Here is a 14,585-nt window from a genome sequence, read left to right on the forward strand (position 1 = left end):
TTAAGCAACGAGCAGGTGATAATTTCCAAAGCTGAATGGCGCGATATGAATCAGCGGTAGCTGACACAGGCCCTGATTTTGTTTCGTCATCTATATATTGCACTTTTTTTTCAACCGGTGTACCCTACAGCTTCCCAAGTTGAAGGAGCGATACACTATGTTTGGTCTCGGCACACAAGAACTGCTTATCATCCTGGTTCTGGTCATGATCGTCTTTGGAGCGGGGAAACTTCCGCAGGTTGGCAGTGCCCTTGGCAAGGGGTTGCGTAACTTCAAGCAGGGGGTCAAGGATGAACAGGAGACGCTAGAAGATGCCAAGGAAATAAAAGACGATAAAGAGAATAAAGACGTATGAAATAATTTTCAGCTTTGTTCAAAAAACCCGCAACCCTCTGGTGCGGGTTTTTTTATGCGTCCGGCGGGGTGCATGGCGCGCCGACGCCGGGAAGAGTGGTTAGTGGGCAACGGCATTGCACACCTGATTGACCAGCGCGGCCGGCGAGAACGGTTTTTGGATATAACCGTCGGCGCCGGATGATTCGACCAGCCGTTGCAACTCATCGATCGACTTGCTTGACATCAACAAGATCGGGATGTCACGGTTATTTCCCCGCTGCTTGATCAGCTTCACCTTTTTATCCCCTTGCAGCAAAGGCATCATGAACTCGACCAAGATCAGGTCTGGTTTGCGCGAAGAATAAATATGTCGGTTGGCGTCAATGCGCGATTCGGAGGTCAATACTTCACAGCCCGCTCCGCCGAGAATCTCGGAGACATTGCCAACACAACCTCGCTATCGTCGATCACTACCACCCTCTTGGCTTCCATGTGCTTCCCCTGTTGAGCATTTTTCGGTTAAATAATTGCCTGTTTTCACTAATGCTATAACCGTGGTTTCTATTTTATTAAAAACTAATTTTGTGTGCTGTTCGTTGACAACTGACCGCGACCGTGGGTAGAATTCAGCCGAGGTGTGATGATGATTAATCACAGAAAACCAAAGAAGCTTGGTGAGATTTTTGTCGAAAACAAGCTGCTCTCACAGGTTTCTGTTGATCGGGTTTTGAAACAGGCGTTTCACCTCGAACGCAGGTTCGGCGAGGTACTGGAAGACCTCGGCTTGATCACCGGCAGCGAGTTGGCGCATGCCCTGGCGGATCAATACGGCGTCAAGACGATAGATCACCTCGAACATATCGGTATTGATACGCAGTTGCTGCACCTGATTCCGGTGGAGCAGGCGATGCGCTGTATGATTTTTCCACTAAAACGGGACACTGAGCGATTGGCGCTGGCGATGATTGATCCCACCGACACCAGGACCATTGCCGCAGTCGAACACGCGACCGGTCTGCGCGTCGTTCCCTACGTTGCGACCAAGGATGAGATTCGTGCGGAGATCAGCCGCCATTATTTACATCGGGAGCCACATCGTTCCGAGACAAGAACCGTGCTGGTTGTGGATGATGACGAACTCGTCCGGACGATGTTGAAGGATTTCCTTGAGGAGCAGAAATATCGCGTACTTCTGGCCAGCGATGGGATGGAGGCCTTCAAGATTATCATCGCCGATAATCCGCATGTGGTGATTACCGACATGGAAATGCCGAAGCTCAACGGTTACGGATTGCTCAGCGCAGCACTGGCCATCCCCGAACTCAGGCATACGCCAATCATATTGATGATCGGCAAGGTAAAAAGTCCTGAAGAGGAACGAACGGCCTTTGAAAAAGGTTTTTTTGACGTTATTATGAAGCCGTTTTCCAAGGCGACGATTCAATCTCGCGTCAAGCGAGCGTTTCATTTTTACGATCACCAGTATCGACTCTACTGATCGCCCCGTAAAGGTCTTGCCTTGAATTTTCCCGGATTAAATGAAACCTTGATTGCATGTCGTACGCTCTTTGGTGCGGATGTTGTTTTGTCGGCCGACTTTCTCGATTACCTGCAGCCGGGCGGAGCAAAAGCGGCATATCGCCGGTGTGCCCGGGAGACCCACCCGGACATGTTGCCCGTGGCGGACACTGCTGACCGGCAGCGCGCAACGCACCGCTTTCGCCAGGTGAACGAAGCATACCGTCTGCTCGATGCCTATCTTAAAGAGCGTGATCATGGCCAGGCAGCAAAGCTTCCTGCCGCTGAAAGTGCCGCGCAACCTGCGACCGGAACACCCACCCCTGCGCGAACGGGACATTATTATTCCGGGCCGCTGCCGCCAAAGCCGCTGGAATTCGGTCGTTATCTGTTTTATCGGGGCAAGGTCAGTTTTCAGACCCTGCATGAAGCCCTTTTTTTTCAGCGTCGCCAGCGACCGAACTTCGGAAGCATCGCGTTGCGATGGGGGTGGCTGAATGAGGACGCCGCGCAACGTCTGGTCGCGCCGGGGAAAGTTTTTATGCGGATCGGGGAAAGGGCGGTGGGACTTAATCTGCTGAGCCCGCGCCAGGTAAAAACCCTGCTGATGTACCAGCGTTCCCAACAGACCCGTTTGGGGGAGTTGCTGGTCGAACGGGGCTGTTTCTGTCACGCAGAACTGGAGCTGCTATTGGCCGAATATCGGCTGCACAATTGGCAATATCGCACCGCCGACTGACCGCCGCATCCGTAGCGAAGCTACAACTCCTCAAAATCGGCATCCCCTTCGTCCTCGATCCGGTCATCTTCGTCAACGAAATCTTCATCCAGAAATCGATCGAGAAAACGCCGGTTGTCGCGCAATCGACGATCAACCTCCTGCTGGAGTACTTCCAGATCGGCGAAACGTGAGGGCTTCTCTTGATCGCCGCCGGACGGGTTCGGGTCGTTGTCGGGTTGGTCCGTCATCGGTCTCTCCTCAAATTAACCGTTGGTTCGATAATAATTCCCCGCGCTTGCGGAAATAGTACGGGGAGGGCTTGCTCCGTCAGATGACTCGTGGCATAGTGCCGCCATGCCTGAAAAACCCTACCTGCTTTTTTCCGATCACCTTAAAGAAACCTTTGGTGAACGAGTGTACAAGATTTCTGTTGATGCCGGATTCGGTTGCCCGAATCGACGTGCTGGCCGGGATCGGTCCGGCTGTATCTTCTGTGCCCCTGATGGTTCCGGTGCGGTCGGGATCGAGCGTGGCCGGTCGGTACGGGAACAGCTTGAATGCGGCCGCGAGGTGATGCTGGGGCGCAAGACCAAAGCGCGTAAATTTCTGGCCTATTTTCAACCATTTTCCAATACCTGGGCACCACCGGCAGAGCTGCGTGTCCTCTATGATGAGGCCCTCACGGTTGCGGACATTGTCGGACTCGCGGTCGGCACCCGCCCCGATTGCCTTCCTCCCGAAGTTCTTGATCTGCTGGCGGAATATGCCCGGCGCACCTATTTCTGGCTGGAGCTCGGCCTTCAGAGCAGTCATGACAGCTCGCTCGATTTTATCCGTCGCGGACATGACTATGCGACCTTTCTGCGCGCTTATCAAGCAGCAAAAGCACATGGTCTGCGGGTGTGTGTCCATGTGATTCTCGGGCTGCCGGGAGAAAGTCGCGCCGAGATCCTCGCCACCGCCGACGAAATGGCGCGACTCAACGTTGACGGGATCAAGATCCACTTGCTCCATGTATTACGCGGCACGCTCCTGGGTGATCTTTATACGGCGGGGGACATCGAAGTGCTGGCGCAGGAGGCCTATGTACAGCTCGCGGTTGACTTCATCGAACGGCTGCATCCCGCCACCCTGATCCACCGCCTGACTGGCGATGGGCCCCGCGAGTTGTTGCTGGCACCGCTGTGGTCGTTGAATAAATGGGAAGTGATCAACGCCATCAATGCCGAGTTTGTGCGGCGGGATTCACGGCAGGGAGCAGAGTGCCGATTTGCGACCGCCAATTCCGAAGAGGGCTAACGCCGAACAGACGCCTAACCGTGTCAGGAGTTCCGGGCAGAGGGTGTAACGTGCTCGACCGGAGCCGGGAGGAGGACCGGGCTGCTCCACGAAATTAGCACCAGCGCTCCCCAGAGAACTCCGATAATGATCACAGTAAAACGAAACATGGGGCGCAAGGTAGCAGAATCTCTGTCACGTGACAAGCTGGATTAAAATATTTCTGTCACCATTTTGATTCCTTGAGAGCTTTCCTCATTTCTGCTACTCTACGCCGCTCGCTCGATCAAGCACTCGCCAGAGTGAACAGCCCTTTTTACACTAACGGATGATCATGAAGCTCAGTTTACTCAACCCCCAACAGCGTGCCGCTGTGCAGCACACCGAAGGCCCGTTGCTGTTGCTGGCGGGTGCCGGTTCGGGGAAAACCCGCGTTATTACCAGTCGTATTGCTTATCTTCTGCAAGAGCTGAACGTCCCGGCAGAGCACATTCTGGCGGTAACGTTTACCAACAAGGCCTCCCGTGAAATGCAGGAACGGGTTCGTGCGCAGGTCGGTACCAAAGCCTGCAAGGGGGCGATCATCTCCACTTTTCATTCGTTGGGGATGCGTATTTTGCGCGAACACATCGAACGCCTCGGCTACAAAAAAAACTTTTCGATCTATGGTGCGGGGGATCAACGCGCGAAGATTCGTGAACTGGTCAATGCTTCAGTTCACGGGGGGAAGGGGTTTGAGCCGGATCAAATCCAGTGGAAGATTTCCGAAGCGAAGAACAAGCTGGTTCCTCCGGAGCGCCTGCGTGCCCGCAACAACAACGAAAGTGAACTGCTGCTGACCGATGTCTATACCCGTTACCAGCAGGCGCTGAGGGCCTATAACGCCGTCGACTTCGATGATATTCTGATGTTGACCGTGCAGCTGCTGACCGAACACACGGATCTGCGCGACCATTACCGGCAGCGGTTTCGCTATCTGATGGTCGATGAATATCAGGATACCAATACCGCCCAGTACCGTTTACTTCAGTTGCTCTGTGATGCGGGAGGGAATCTCTGTGTCGTTGGCGATGATGACCAGTCGATTTACGGGTGGCGTGGCGCTGAACCGGAAAATATCCTCGATTTCGAAAAAGATTTCCCCACCGCCCGGTTGATCAAACTGGAACAGAATTATCGCTCCAGCGGCACTATTCTCAATGCCGCAAATGCAGTGATCAAACACAATCGCCAGCGCAAGGATAAAGCCCTCTGGACGGCGGACGGGAGTGGCCCGCTGATCGATTACCTGCGTTGCGAGGACGATGAGGATGAAGCGCGGACGATCGTCGAGCGGATCCATGGCGAACGATTCAAGCGCAAGTGCGCCTATAGTGATTTTGCCATTCTCTACCGAACCAACGCCCAGTCACGGGCGTTCGAAGAACAGTTGCGCTACGAAAATATCCCCTATGTATTGATCGGCGGACAACAATTCTTTGACCGCAAGGAAGTCCGTGATGTCCTTGCCTATCTGCAGCTGATCGACAACACCCGTAATGAGGTGGCGTTGCTGCGGATTCTTAACTATCCAAAACGCGGCATCGGCGAAAGCTCCGTCGAAAAACTGATCAGAGCCTCTGCCGAGCGGGGTTGCCCGCTTTGGGATGTGTTGACTGGTGACGGATTGCCAGCGTTGGTCGGGGAGCGCTGTGCCAACGCACTCGCCGAATTTACCGCCATGCAAAAACGCTTCGGGGAACGGTTCGGCAAAAAGGTTGCCCTGACCGACACCCTGCGCGCCCTGCTGAAAGAGTTGCGACTGGAAGAGGAAGTTTATGGTGCTGCGACAGATCGGGCACAGGCACTCAAACGCTGCGAAAATATCGCCGAGGTCATCAATGCGATGGCTGCTTATGAAGAACGTGAAGGGCAGATATCCCTTGCCGATTTTCTTGAAAAGGTGTCACTGGGGGATCGGGACGAACCGCGGCCGAGCGACAAGGAGTCGAAGCTGAAGCAGGACGCGGTGGTGTTAATGAGTCTGCATTCAAGCAAAGGACTCGAATTCCCTATCGTCTTTCTGGCGGGACTCGAAGAAGAATTTCTGCCACACAAAAAGATTATCAGCGACGCTCTCGATGTCGATGAAGAACGACGACTCTGTTATGTCGGCATCACCCGCGCCCAACGGCAACTGATTCTGACCAACACGTTCCGGCGCAAAAAATACGGCAAATTTGAAGAGCGCATCCCGAGCCGTTTCCTTGAAGAAATTCCAGCTGAATTACTGAACGAGGTGTCCAGTGAAACCCCTCCCGAATCGACGGAAGAAGAAAAAAACAAGTTAGCGAACGATTTTTTCTCGGGGATACAAGGGCTTCTTGATTAGAAGTTGCCTCGCGAACGCAATTTCGACAAATTTTCTGGACAATCCCCGAAAAAGTAGTTGTGCGTGATATAATCTAATCAGGGAGTGGGTGTTTTTAAACCTTTGAATCAGCAATGGCACAACGAAGAGGGGCAAGAAAGGAGCATTGTCATGACAGATCGATTCACCGAGGCGACGAGTGAGCTTCAAGAAAAATCGGCGTTTGCGTGTTCGTCCTGTGGAACCGAGCATCGGCTTCACGACCGCTTCAGCGAAGCGTCCGTCGAGCTGCAAGAGCGATCGGCGTTTGTGTGTCGCAGCTGCGGAACCAGGAACACGGTCCATGATCGATTCACCGTGGCAACCGCCGAGCTGCAAGGGAAGTCTGCGTTTGTGTGTGTGTCCTGCGGTGCCAACAACACCGTGCATGACCAATATAGTGAGGCGAGCGCCGAAGAACAGGACAAATCGGCTTTCGTGTGTGTGAGTTGCGGTGCGCCGCACGCCTTGAAGCACTGACAGGTGTAAGCACTTTGGCTGGGTGAGGGCGGGGCGAGTGAAAATCGCCGGGGTGTTTCTGTGTCAAGCGGGGGCTGGTGCATGTGCCACTGGCGGAGGGGGCAGGCTTCAGTTCAAAGTGTATCCTGAGCCAGGGCCCGAGGTAAATTAATTGTTCAGCAAGCCCTGTTTAATCTGCTTCGCCAGAAACCGTTGTCCCCACCGGCTTTAACAACTCCAAAAGGTCCTCGGCACTCATCCCCGGCAACTCCTCCGCCTGATCCCGCGGCTGGAAAACCCCTCTTGCCAAAGCGCCTTTCTTCTCCTGGAGTTGCAAAATCTTCTCTTCAACCGTGCCACTGGCAACCAGCTTGTAGACGAAAACCGGTTTCTCCTGACCGATGCGGTGCGCCCGGTCAGTCGCTTGATTCTCCACCGCCGGATTCCACCAGGGATCGTAATGAATGACCGTATCGGCGGCAGTCAGGTTGAGTCCTACACCGCCGGCCTTGAGGCTGATCAGGAAGAGCGGCACGTCTCCATTCTGAAAGGTGGCAATCGCTGCGTCGCGCTTGCGGGTGCGACCGGTCAGTTTGCTATAGCTGATAGCGCTGGCGTTCAGTTCATCCTCAATCAGCCTGAGCATGGACGTGAACTGGGAGAAGATGAGGATCTTGCGCCCCTCCGCCAGCAGCTCCGTGACCATCTCCATCAACAGCTCCAGCTTGGCGGAATGCTTGACGCTGCGCGCACTTTCGAGCTTCACCAGCCGGGGGTCGCAGCAGACCTGCCGCAATTTTAGCAGGGCGTCGAGAATCTGGATATGACTGCGGTTCATCCCTTGCGTTTGCAGTAATTTGTCGATCCGCACGGTCATGGCGATCCGCAGCGTTTCGTAAAGTTTGGCTTGTGCCCCGTTCAGCTCGACCTCGCGTACTATCAGCGTTTTGGATGGCAATTCCTGTACGACTTCCCCCTTGTCACGGCGCAAGATAAATGGAACCAGGCGCTTTTGCAGCAGCTGTTGCCGTTCATGGTCGCGGTGTTTCTCAATCGGGGTGCGAAAGAGTTTATTGAATTGCTGCTGATCACCAAGGAAACCGGGCATCAGAAAATGAAAGAGCGACCAGAGCTCACCGAGATGGTTCTCCAGCGGGGTGCCGGTGAGGCAGAGGCGATGGCTGGCTTTGATTTCGCACGCGGCCTGAGCGGCTTTCGCATTCGGGTTCTTGATCGCCTGGGCTTCATCGAGGATCAGGCTGTGATAGTCACGCTTGAGGTGTTGTTTCAGATCACGGTTGAGCAGCGTATAACTGGTAATGATCAGATCGTAGTCGTCCAACCGGTCGAAATGCACGTTACGGTTGAGACCGTGCAACGCCAGTGTTTTGAGCTCGGGGGTGAAGCGCGCGGCTTCACGTTGCCAGTTACTGATGACGCTGGTCGGGGCAACGATCAGGGCGGGGCGATCAAGCCGCCCCGCCTCTTTTTCACGTTGCAGATGAGCCAGTGCCTGAATGGTTTTGCCCAGCCCCATATCGTCGGCGAGAATACCATTAAAGCTGTATTCACGTAAAAACTGGAGCCACGAGAGCCCCTGGCGCTGATAGTTGCGTAGCTCGGCATTGAGGCCCACGGGCGGGTCGAGGAGTTCAATTCCTTTAAAATTGCGCATTTTTTCCGCCAGTTGGCGAAGTTTTTTGCCCCCTTGCCAGTCCAGCCGCTGGCCGCCGACCGCCAACATGTCTTCGAGGTCGAGCAAACCGTGGGCCTGGGGGCGGGGGAGTTTCAGCTGTCCGTCGTTATTGAGTTGCGGGTCTTGAAAGAGTTCGACCAACGTGGTGACGACCGGTTCCAGTACCGAGGCGGGAACTTCCAGCCAGTTATTGCCGCCCAGATGGTACATCAGGGACTGTTCCGTTGCATTACTCTCAAGCCACTGTGTCAACAGCGGCAGCAACGGGAATTTTTGACCATTATGCTCAATATTCAAGCCGATCTCGAACCAACCGATGTCACCATCATCGATATCCGCCTGAAGGGTCGACACGGTTTCGAAAGTGAGTTGAAAGCTGTCATCGATCTCGACCTTCCAGCCCTCGTTCTCCAGCACGGGAATATCGTCAATCAGTTGCCGCCAAGCCAGCGCTGACGCTGCCAGGGTTTCCGTGGCGAAATAAAAATCATCTTCGCCCTGCTCACAAAGCAGTGGCGGTGCCGGGCACAGATCATGGCGGACGAGGGTGTCGTACGCATCCTTTTCGATTCGAGGATGACAGGTGATGCTCCAGTCTTCATCCTGATGGCGAATGAGACGGGAACCATTTTCCGCTGACTGCAAGGGGGGGACGCTGATCGGTCCATAAGTGAAGCGCAGCCGGGCCAGATGGTGGCGACCGCCGGTCGGGCCGATCGCGGAGCGCAGGATCAAGGTCGGAACGGGGGGGTGCTCCCAACACTTTATCTTTATTTCAATGGGCAGCGGAATGGTCTCTGGCGGAAGTTTTTCCAGCAGGAAATAACTGAGTCCCCTTAACTGTTCGGCGGCAACCGGGGGGAGCTTGTGCAGTGAATGATAGAGCGCCGCCGGGAGCGGCTGGTCAATGATCCCGCACTGGTGGGTTACGGGATCAAGGTACCAGGGCGGAGTCGTCGGAATCGGTACCCAGGCGTGGCCAATACCGTCAAGGTTGATATCGAGCTGGGTTTTATCCTGATCATTTTTATGCCAGCGAAAAGTGGCGGTCCGGTTGCGGCCACAACGCAAAGGCGGGTTTTCAGTCGATTGAAAAAAGCAGCGGCCACTTTGTAAAAGGCGCTTGAGTACCAGCACTCCGGTATCACCGTGCAGGGTGGGCAATGTCTGCGTAAAGACGTTTTGGGTCAGCAACTGGGCGATTTCAACATCAAGCGGTGCGATTTCAGCGGGAGTGTAGTAATGGTATTGTCTTGCTTGCGCCAGAGGGTAACTGGATGTTTTCCCCCACCCCCCTCTTTTGAGACGACGGCTCTTGAACGTCTGCACGGAAATGGCCTGAGAGGATTCGCGCCCAAGGAGTTGCAGCAGATAAAGCAGGCAAGGTTCGCCCGGTGCAGCATCCTGGGAGGCCTGCTCATTTTGCAGTCGCTGCACGGTTTCTTCTTGCCAGCGTTGTAAAGACGAGTGTCCAGCGTCCGTTTCGGATGCGGGATCAGTGATCTGGTTGCGCAGTTCGAGCCACTCCAGCAAGGCGGCGACCACATGTTTGCAATTGAAGCTGACCGGACAGGAACAATCGCCCACGAACCGGTCGTGATTGGTGGGTGGTGGAAAAAAGATTTCCTGCTGATAAAGATTTCGGCCACTCCCCGCGACTTCGGCAAAGAGGACCTGCCCGATTTCATCCCACTCCAGTGACTCAACCCGGCCTGCCGCTTGATAACTTCGTCCCCGACCGAAATAGGACGCGCCACAGGTGATCAGGATTTCATTTCGTGTTAAATTGAAAGGCATTAAAGATATCCCGGCCGGAAGAGATTAAAGAAAAAGGGGCTACGTCATTAACGTAACCCCCTTGATTCTTATGGTGCCCAGAGACAGAATCGAACTGCCGACACGAGGATTTTCAGTCCTCTGCTCTACCGACTGAGCTATCTGGGCGGAGGACGTTTTATAGCTAAAGCGCCTGTGAGTGTCAAGCAAAAACTTCGTGAAGCGCTGGCGATTGGCGGAAATCTTTGCCGATCCCCAGCGCGGAATTTTCCGTCTTGCCATTTTTGAGTGCTTTTGCTATGTACTAACGACACCAGTGATCCTTGTGGAGCGCACGATCCATGCCCCGTAACGACGCCCGATTTAGCGGATTTACCTTTTTTTGGCGCGGCTTTTATTTTAGGCCGTCTGTCCGAGGTACCGGTATATCGACGTAGGGGCTTGATCACGTCGCATCACCAAAACCATGGGCAGACCGTTTGCGTTTTTCCCATGGTTTTTTCGTTTGGCCGCGCCACGAAATCGACTTTGGGAACAACAGGGTCGGCCATTAAAAACTTGCCGGGCGCGCGCAACGAGGAGTGAAAAATGATTATCGTCATGAAAAAAGGGGCCAGCGACGCACAACTGGCCGAAGTCGAAAAACGGATCAGTGAGCTGGGCTACCAGTCCCATGTGATTCATGGAGAAACACGCAACGTCGTCGGCGCGGTCGGCGACGAACGCGGCAAGGAAATCCTGCAATCGCTCGAAGTCCTCCCCGGCGTCGAGAACGTGGTGCCGATCCTTAAACCGTTCAAACTTGCCAGCCGCGAGATCCGGGCCGAGCCGAGCTGTTTTGAACTGGCACCTGGCGTCATCATCGGCGGCGACAATCTGGTGGTGATGGCCGGACCGTGCGCGGTCGAAAGTGAAGAACAACTCCTGTCCGCCGCCATTGCGGTCAAGGCGGCCGGGGCGACGGTCCTGCGCGGCGGCGCGTTCAAGCCGCGCAGCAGCCCCTACTCCTTTCAGGGGCTCGAAGAAGAAGGGCTCAAGCTGCTCGATCGGGTACGTAGCGCCACCGGCTTGCCGATTGTGACCGAAGTGGTGAATCCGCGCGATGTCGAGCTGGTGGGACGTTATGCCGATATCATGCAGGTTGGTGCGCGCAACGTGCAGAACTTTGCGCTGCTCAAGATGCTCGGTCAGCTCGGTAAACCGGTGCTGCTCAAACGCGGCATGTCGACGACGATTCAGGAATTTCTAATGAGTGCCGAATATATCCTCTCCGAGGGGAACCAGCGGGTGGTGCTCTGCGAGCGCGGCATCCGCACCTTTGAGACCGCCACCCGCAACACCCTCGATATTTCTGCCGTGCCGGTCCTCAAGGAGCTGTCGCACCTGCCGGTGATCATCGATCCATCCCATGCCACCGGCCACGCCAGCCTGGTTGCACCGATGTCCTATGCCGCCGTCGCCGCCGGGGCCGACGGGTTGATTATCGAAGTCCACCCCCATCCGGAGCTGGCCTCGTGTGATGGCCCGCAATCGTTGCGGCCGGAGGATTTTGCCCTGGTGATGGCGAAGCTGCGCGAATACGCCGTGGTCGCCGGACGCAAACTTTAACGACCGGGACGCTACAGAACACAGCCACACCGGCTGGGCCGCTAAATCATCTGCAACTGATCAAATAGCCGGTCGCTGGCGACCGGACAGGGAGAGAGCCAATGGTCTTTGAAAAGATTGCCCTCCAGGCACCGCACATTCTGCTGCCGCGCAACGGGATTGATCTGAATCGCTGGGCGGTGATTGCCTGTGACCAATATACCTCACAGCCGGAATATTGGGACAAGGTCGCTCGCCATATCGGTGATGCACCGTCAACGCTGGAACTGATTTTCCCCGAAGTCTATCTCGAAGATGACGACGGTGAGCTGCGGGTGCAGCGAATCAATGCCGCAATGCGGCGTTATCTTGATGAAAAGATTCTTCTTGATCAGGGGGCCGGGTTCATTCTGGTCGACCGGGCGACAACCCAGGTGCCGTCACGCAAGGGGCTGATGGTGGCACTCGACCTGGAACAATACGACTATAACGCGGGGGCAACCACCCTGATTCGGGCAACGGAGGGGACGATTGTCGATCGTCTGCCGCCGCGCATCAAGGTGCGCGAAAATGCACCGATTGAGCTGCCCCATATCATGGTGCTGATCGACGATCCGCAGCTGACGGTGATCGAACCGCTCTTCGCCAAGGAGCTGGAAGAGGTTTATGATGTTGAGCTGATGGCCGACGGTGGTCGGGTGCGCGGCTGGCGCGTCTCGGCTGCTGCGGATATTGAGCAGGTTGCCGCACGGCTTGCCGCATTGGCGACGCCAGCGGCATTCAATGCCCGTTACGGGGTCAGCGACAAACCGGTGATGCTCTACGCCATGGGAGACGGCAACCACTCCTTTGCTACCGCCAAGGCGATCTGGGAGCGGCTCAAGGCGCAGGTGTCCGATCTTGCTGCGATCATGAACCACCCGGCCCGCTATGCCCTGGTCGAGCTGGTCAACGTTCACGATCCCGGCCTCGAATTCGAGGCGATTCACCGGGTACTGTTCAATGTGGACGGCAATGATCTGTTGGCGGCGATGGAGCGTTACTATGCCGACCGCTGTGAAGACTTTGCTCTGCGTCAGGTGGCTGATGTGCAAAAGGAGCTCGCGTTGCCGCCGAGCGCCGGGGTACATCGTATCCCCTTTGTGATCGGAGCACAGCAGGGCGTCATTGAAATCAGCGCACCGCGTTTCAATCTGGTGGTCGCGACCTTGCAAGGGTTTCTCGACGTCTATCTGCCTGCCACCAAGGCGCGGATCGATTATATTCATGGCGATGAGACCGTCGCCGAACTCGGCGGTAAGACCGGCAATGCGGGGTTCTGGCTGCCGGCGATTTCGAAGCACGAGCTCTTTAAAACCATCGTCCTCGATGGCGCGTTGCCGCGCAAAACCTTTTCCATGGGGGAAGCGGATGAGAAGCGCTTTTATCTCGAATGCCGGGCGATTGTCTGCGGCGGGGAATCCGTTGACATCGATCAGTAAAAGGTGTAAAAACGCTCTGTTGACCCGTCTCACGATGAACTCGCATTGATGGTGAGCAGCATGTCCTTTCGCCATTGAACCGCCTGGTCGACGGTAACCGTCCAGGCGGTTTTTTATTTGTCGTACTTACTGGTGTATTAAATACAGTTAACGAGGAGGTTTTGCCATGTACAAGATCATGACCCGCAACCAGATCTCGGTGAAGGGGCTTGACCGTTTTCCGCGCGATAAATACGAAATCGCCAGCGAGATCGGTACGCCCGATGCGATCATGCTGCGTAGCCACGTCCTGGCAGCGGAGGATATCGGTGCGTCGATCAAGGCGATTGGCCGGGCTGGTGCCGGGGTCAACAATATCCCGGTTGAAAACTGCTCCGCGCGCGGCATTGTCGTCTTCAATGCGCCCGGTGCCAACGCCAACGCGGTCAAGGAACTGGCCATCGCCACGATGCTCCTCGCCGCGCGCGACATTGTCGGGGCGATCGAGTTTGTTCGGCGTGAGGGGCCAGGGAAGGGTGCCGAGGAGCTGCACAAGCTGGTCGAAGGGGGCAAAAAAACCTATGGCGGAACAGAGCTCAAAGGGAAAACCCTCGGCGTTGTCGGGCTCGGCGCGATCGGTTCACTGGTGGCGGAAACCGGGCTGATGCTCGGTATGAATGTCCTCGGTTACGATCCGGCGCTGTCGGTCGAAGCGGCCTGGCGGCTGTCACGCGATGTGCAGCGGATGGAGAACATGCAGTCGCTCCTTGCCAAATCCGATTTTGTGACCCTTCACCTGCCGGTGCTGGAAGCGACGCGCAACCTGATCAACAAGGAGTTGATCGACAGTTTCAAAAACGGCGCGGTGCTGATCAATCTGTCGCGGGAAAAGGTTGTCGATGCCGAAGCGATTCTCGCCGGGCTGGAGAGCGGCAGGATCAGCCAGTATCTGACCGACTTCCCGATGGTTGAGCTGATCGGGCACCCCAAGGTGGTGCTGATCCCTCATCTTGGCGCCAGCACCGAAGAGGCGGAGGAAAATTGTGCGATCATGATCGCTGACCAGCTCAGCGATTTTCTTGAAAATGGCAACATCCGCAATTCGGTCAATTTCCCCAATACGATGCTGGAGCGTAATGGCCAGTATCGTCTGGCGATTAGCAACAGGCATGTTCCAAAAATGCTCGGGCAGGTGCTGTCGGTTCTTGCTGACCAAAGTATCAATGTGCTCGATATGATTAATAAAAGTCGCGGCGATATTGCTTATAACCTGATCGATATTGAAGTCCCTGCCTCGGCAGAGGTGGTGAAAAAGCTGACCGCGATAGCAGGCGTTATTAACGTTCGTGCGCTGTAAATACATCA

General features: G+C 55.4%; 11 protein-coding genes, 1 tRNA gene and 1 pseudogene. 9 read left to right on the forward strand and 4 right to left on the reverse strand.

What is annotated here, in order from left to right; all coding sequences use genetic code 11:
- Positions 1-157: 157 nt before the first annotated feature.
- Positions 158-355, forward strand: coding sequence for a twin-arginine translocase TatA/TatE family subunit (locus K0A93_07585; protein MBW6511963.1), 198 nt, complete (start codon positions 158-160; stop codon positions 353-355).
- Positions 356-454: 99 nt separating this feature from the next.
- Here the strand turns inward: K0A93_07585 and K0A93_07590 are convergent.
- Positions 455-828, reverse strand: a pseudogene (locus K0A93_07590) (response regulator).
- Positions 829-979: 151 nt separating this feature from the next.
- On the opposite strand from K0A93_07590, the gene K0A93_07595 reads away from it, so the two are divergent.
- Together K0A93_07595 and K0A93_07600 are read left to right on the forward strand one after the other, a co-directional pair.
- A complete protein-coding gene (locus tag K0A93_07595) occupies positions 980-1,834 on the forward strand; it encodes a response regulator (protein MBW6511964.1) in 855 nt (284 codons plus the stop codon).
- A gap of 48 nt (positions 1,835-1,882) precedes the next feature.
- On the forward strand, positions 1,883-2,593 hold the full coding sequence (locus tag K0A93_07600) for a J domain-containing protein (GenBank protein ID MBW6511965.1): 711 nt from the start codon (positions 1,883-1,885) through the stop codon (positions 2,591-2,593).
- 20 nt (positions 2,594-2,613) lie between these two features.
- Here the strand turns inward: K0A93_07600 and K0A93_07605 are convergent, their stop codons facing one another.
- Positions 2,614-2,823, reverse strand: a complete 210-nt coding sequence (locus K0A93_07605; protein MBW6511966.1) for a hypothetical protein — start codon at positions 2,821-2,823, stop codon at positions 2,614-2,616.
- Positions 2,824-2,929: 106 nt separating this feature from the next.
- Between K0A93_07605 and K0A93_07610 the strand changes: the two genes are divergently transcribed.
- The 3 genes from K0A93_07610 (at position 2,930) to K0A93_07620 (ending at position 6,722) form a co-directional block, all read left to right on the forward strand.
- On the forward strand, positions 2,930-3,874 hold the full coding sequence (locus tag K0A93_07610) for a TIGR01212 family radical SAM protein (protein MBW6511967.1): 945 nt from the start codon (positions 2,930-2,932) through the stop codon (positions 3,872-3,874).
- A 310-nt stretch (positions 3,875-4,184) separates the two neighbouring features.
- Positions 4,185-6,224 (forward strand): UvrD-helicase domain-containing protein, encoded by a 2,040-nt coding sequence (locus tag K0A93_07615; GenBank protein ID MBW6511968.1) that lies wholly within the window; start codon positions 4,185-4,187, stop codon positions 6,222-6,224.
- A 150-nt stretch (positions 6,225-6,374) separates the two neighbouring features.
- Positions 6,375-6,722 (forward strand): hypothetical protein, encoded by a 348-nt coding sequence (locus K0A93_07620; protein ID MBW6511969.1) that lies wholly within the window; start codon positions 6,375-6,377, stop codon positions 6,720-6,722.
- A 169-nt stretch (positions 6,723-6,891) separates the two neighbouring features.
- On the opposite strand, the gene K0A93_07625 is transcribed toward K0A93_07620, so the two are convergent.
- Positions 6,892-10,194, reverse strand: coding sequence for a DEAD/DEAH box helicase (locus tag K0A93_07625; GenBank protein ID MBW6511970.1), 3,303 nt, complete (start codon positions 10,192-10,194; stop codon positions 6,892-6,894).
- Positions 10,195-10,265: 71 nt separating this feature from the next.
- Positions 10,266-10,341: transfer RNA gene (locus K0A93_07630), tRNA-Phe, on the reverse strand.
- A gap of 420 nt (positions 10,342-10,761) precedes the next feature.
- Between K0A93_07630 and aroF the strand changes: the two genes are divergently transcribed.
- From aroF to K0A93_07645, 3 genes are all read left to right on the forward strand, one after another.
- A complete protein-coding gene (aroF, locus tag K0A93_07635) occupies positions 10,762-11,781 on the forward strand; it encodes a 3-deoxy-7-phosphoheptulonate synthase (GenBank protein MBW6511971.1) in 1,020 nt (339 codons plus the stop codon).
- A 101-nt stretch (positions 11,782-11,882) separates the two neighbouring features.
- Positions 11,883-13,241, forward strand: a complete 1,359-nt coding sequence (locus tag K0A93_07640) for a DUF1015 domain-containing protein (GenBank protein ID MBW6511972.1) — start codon at positions 11,883-11,885, stop codon at positions 13,239-13,241.
- A gap of 166 nt (positions 13,242-13,407) precedes the next feature.
- Positions 13,408-14,577 carry a phosphoglycerate dehydrogenase gene (locus K0A93_07645; GenBank protein ID MBW6511973.1) on the forward strand — a complete coding sequence of 390 codons (1,170 nt, stop codon included), beginning with the start codon at positions 13,408-13,410 and terminating at the stop codon, positions 14,575-14,577.
- Positions 14,578-14,585 lie beyond the last annotated feature (8 nt).

The sequence above is a fragment of the Desulfuromonadaceae bacterium genome (assembly GCA_019429445.1).
Lineage (GTDB): Bacteria > Desulfobacterota > Desulfuromonadia > Desulfuromonadales > JAHYIW01 > JAHYIW01.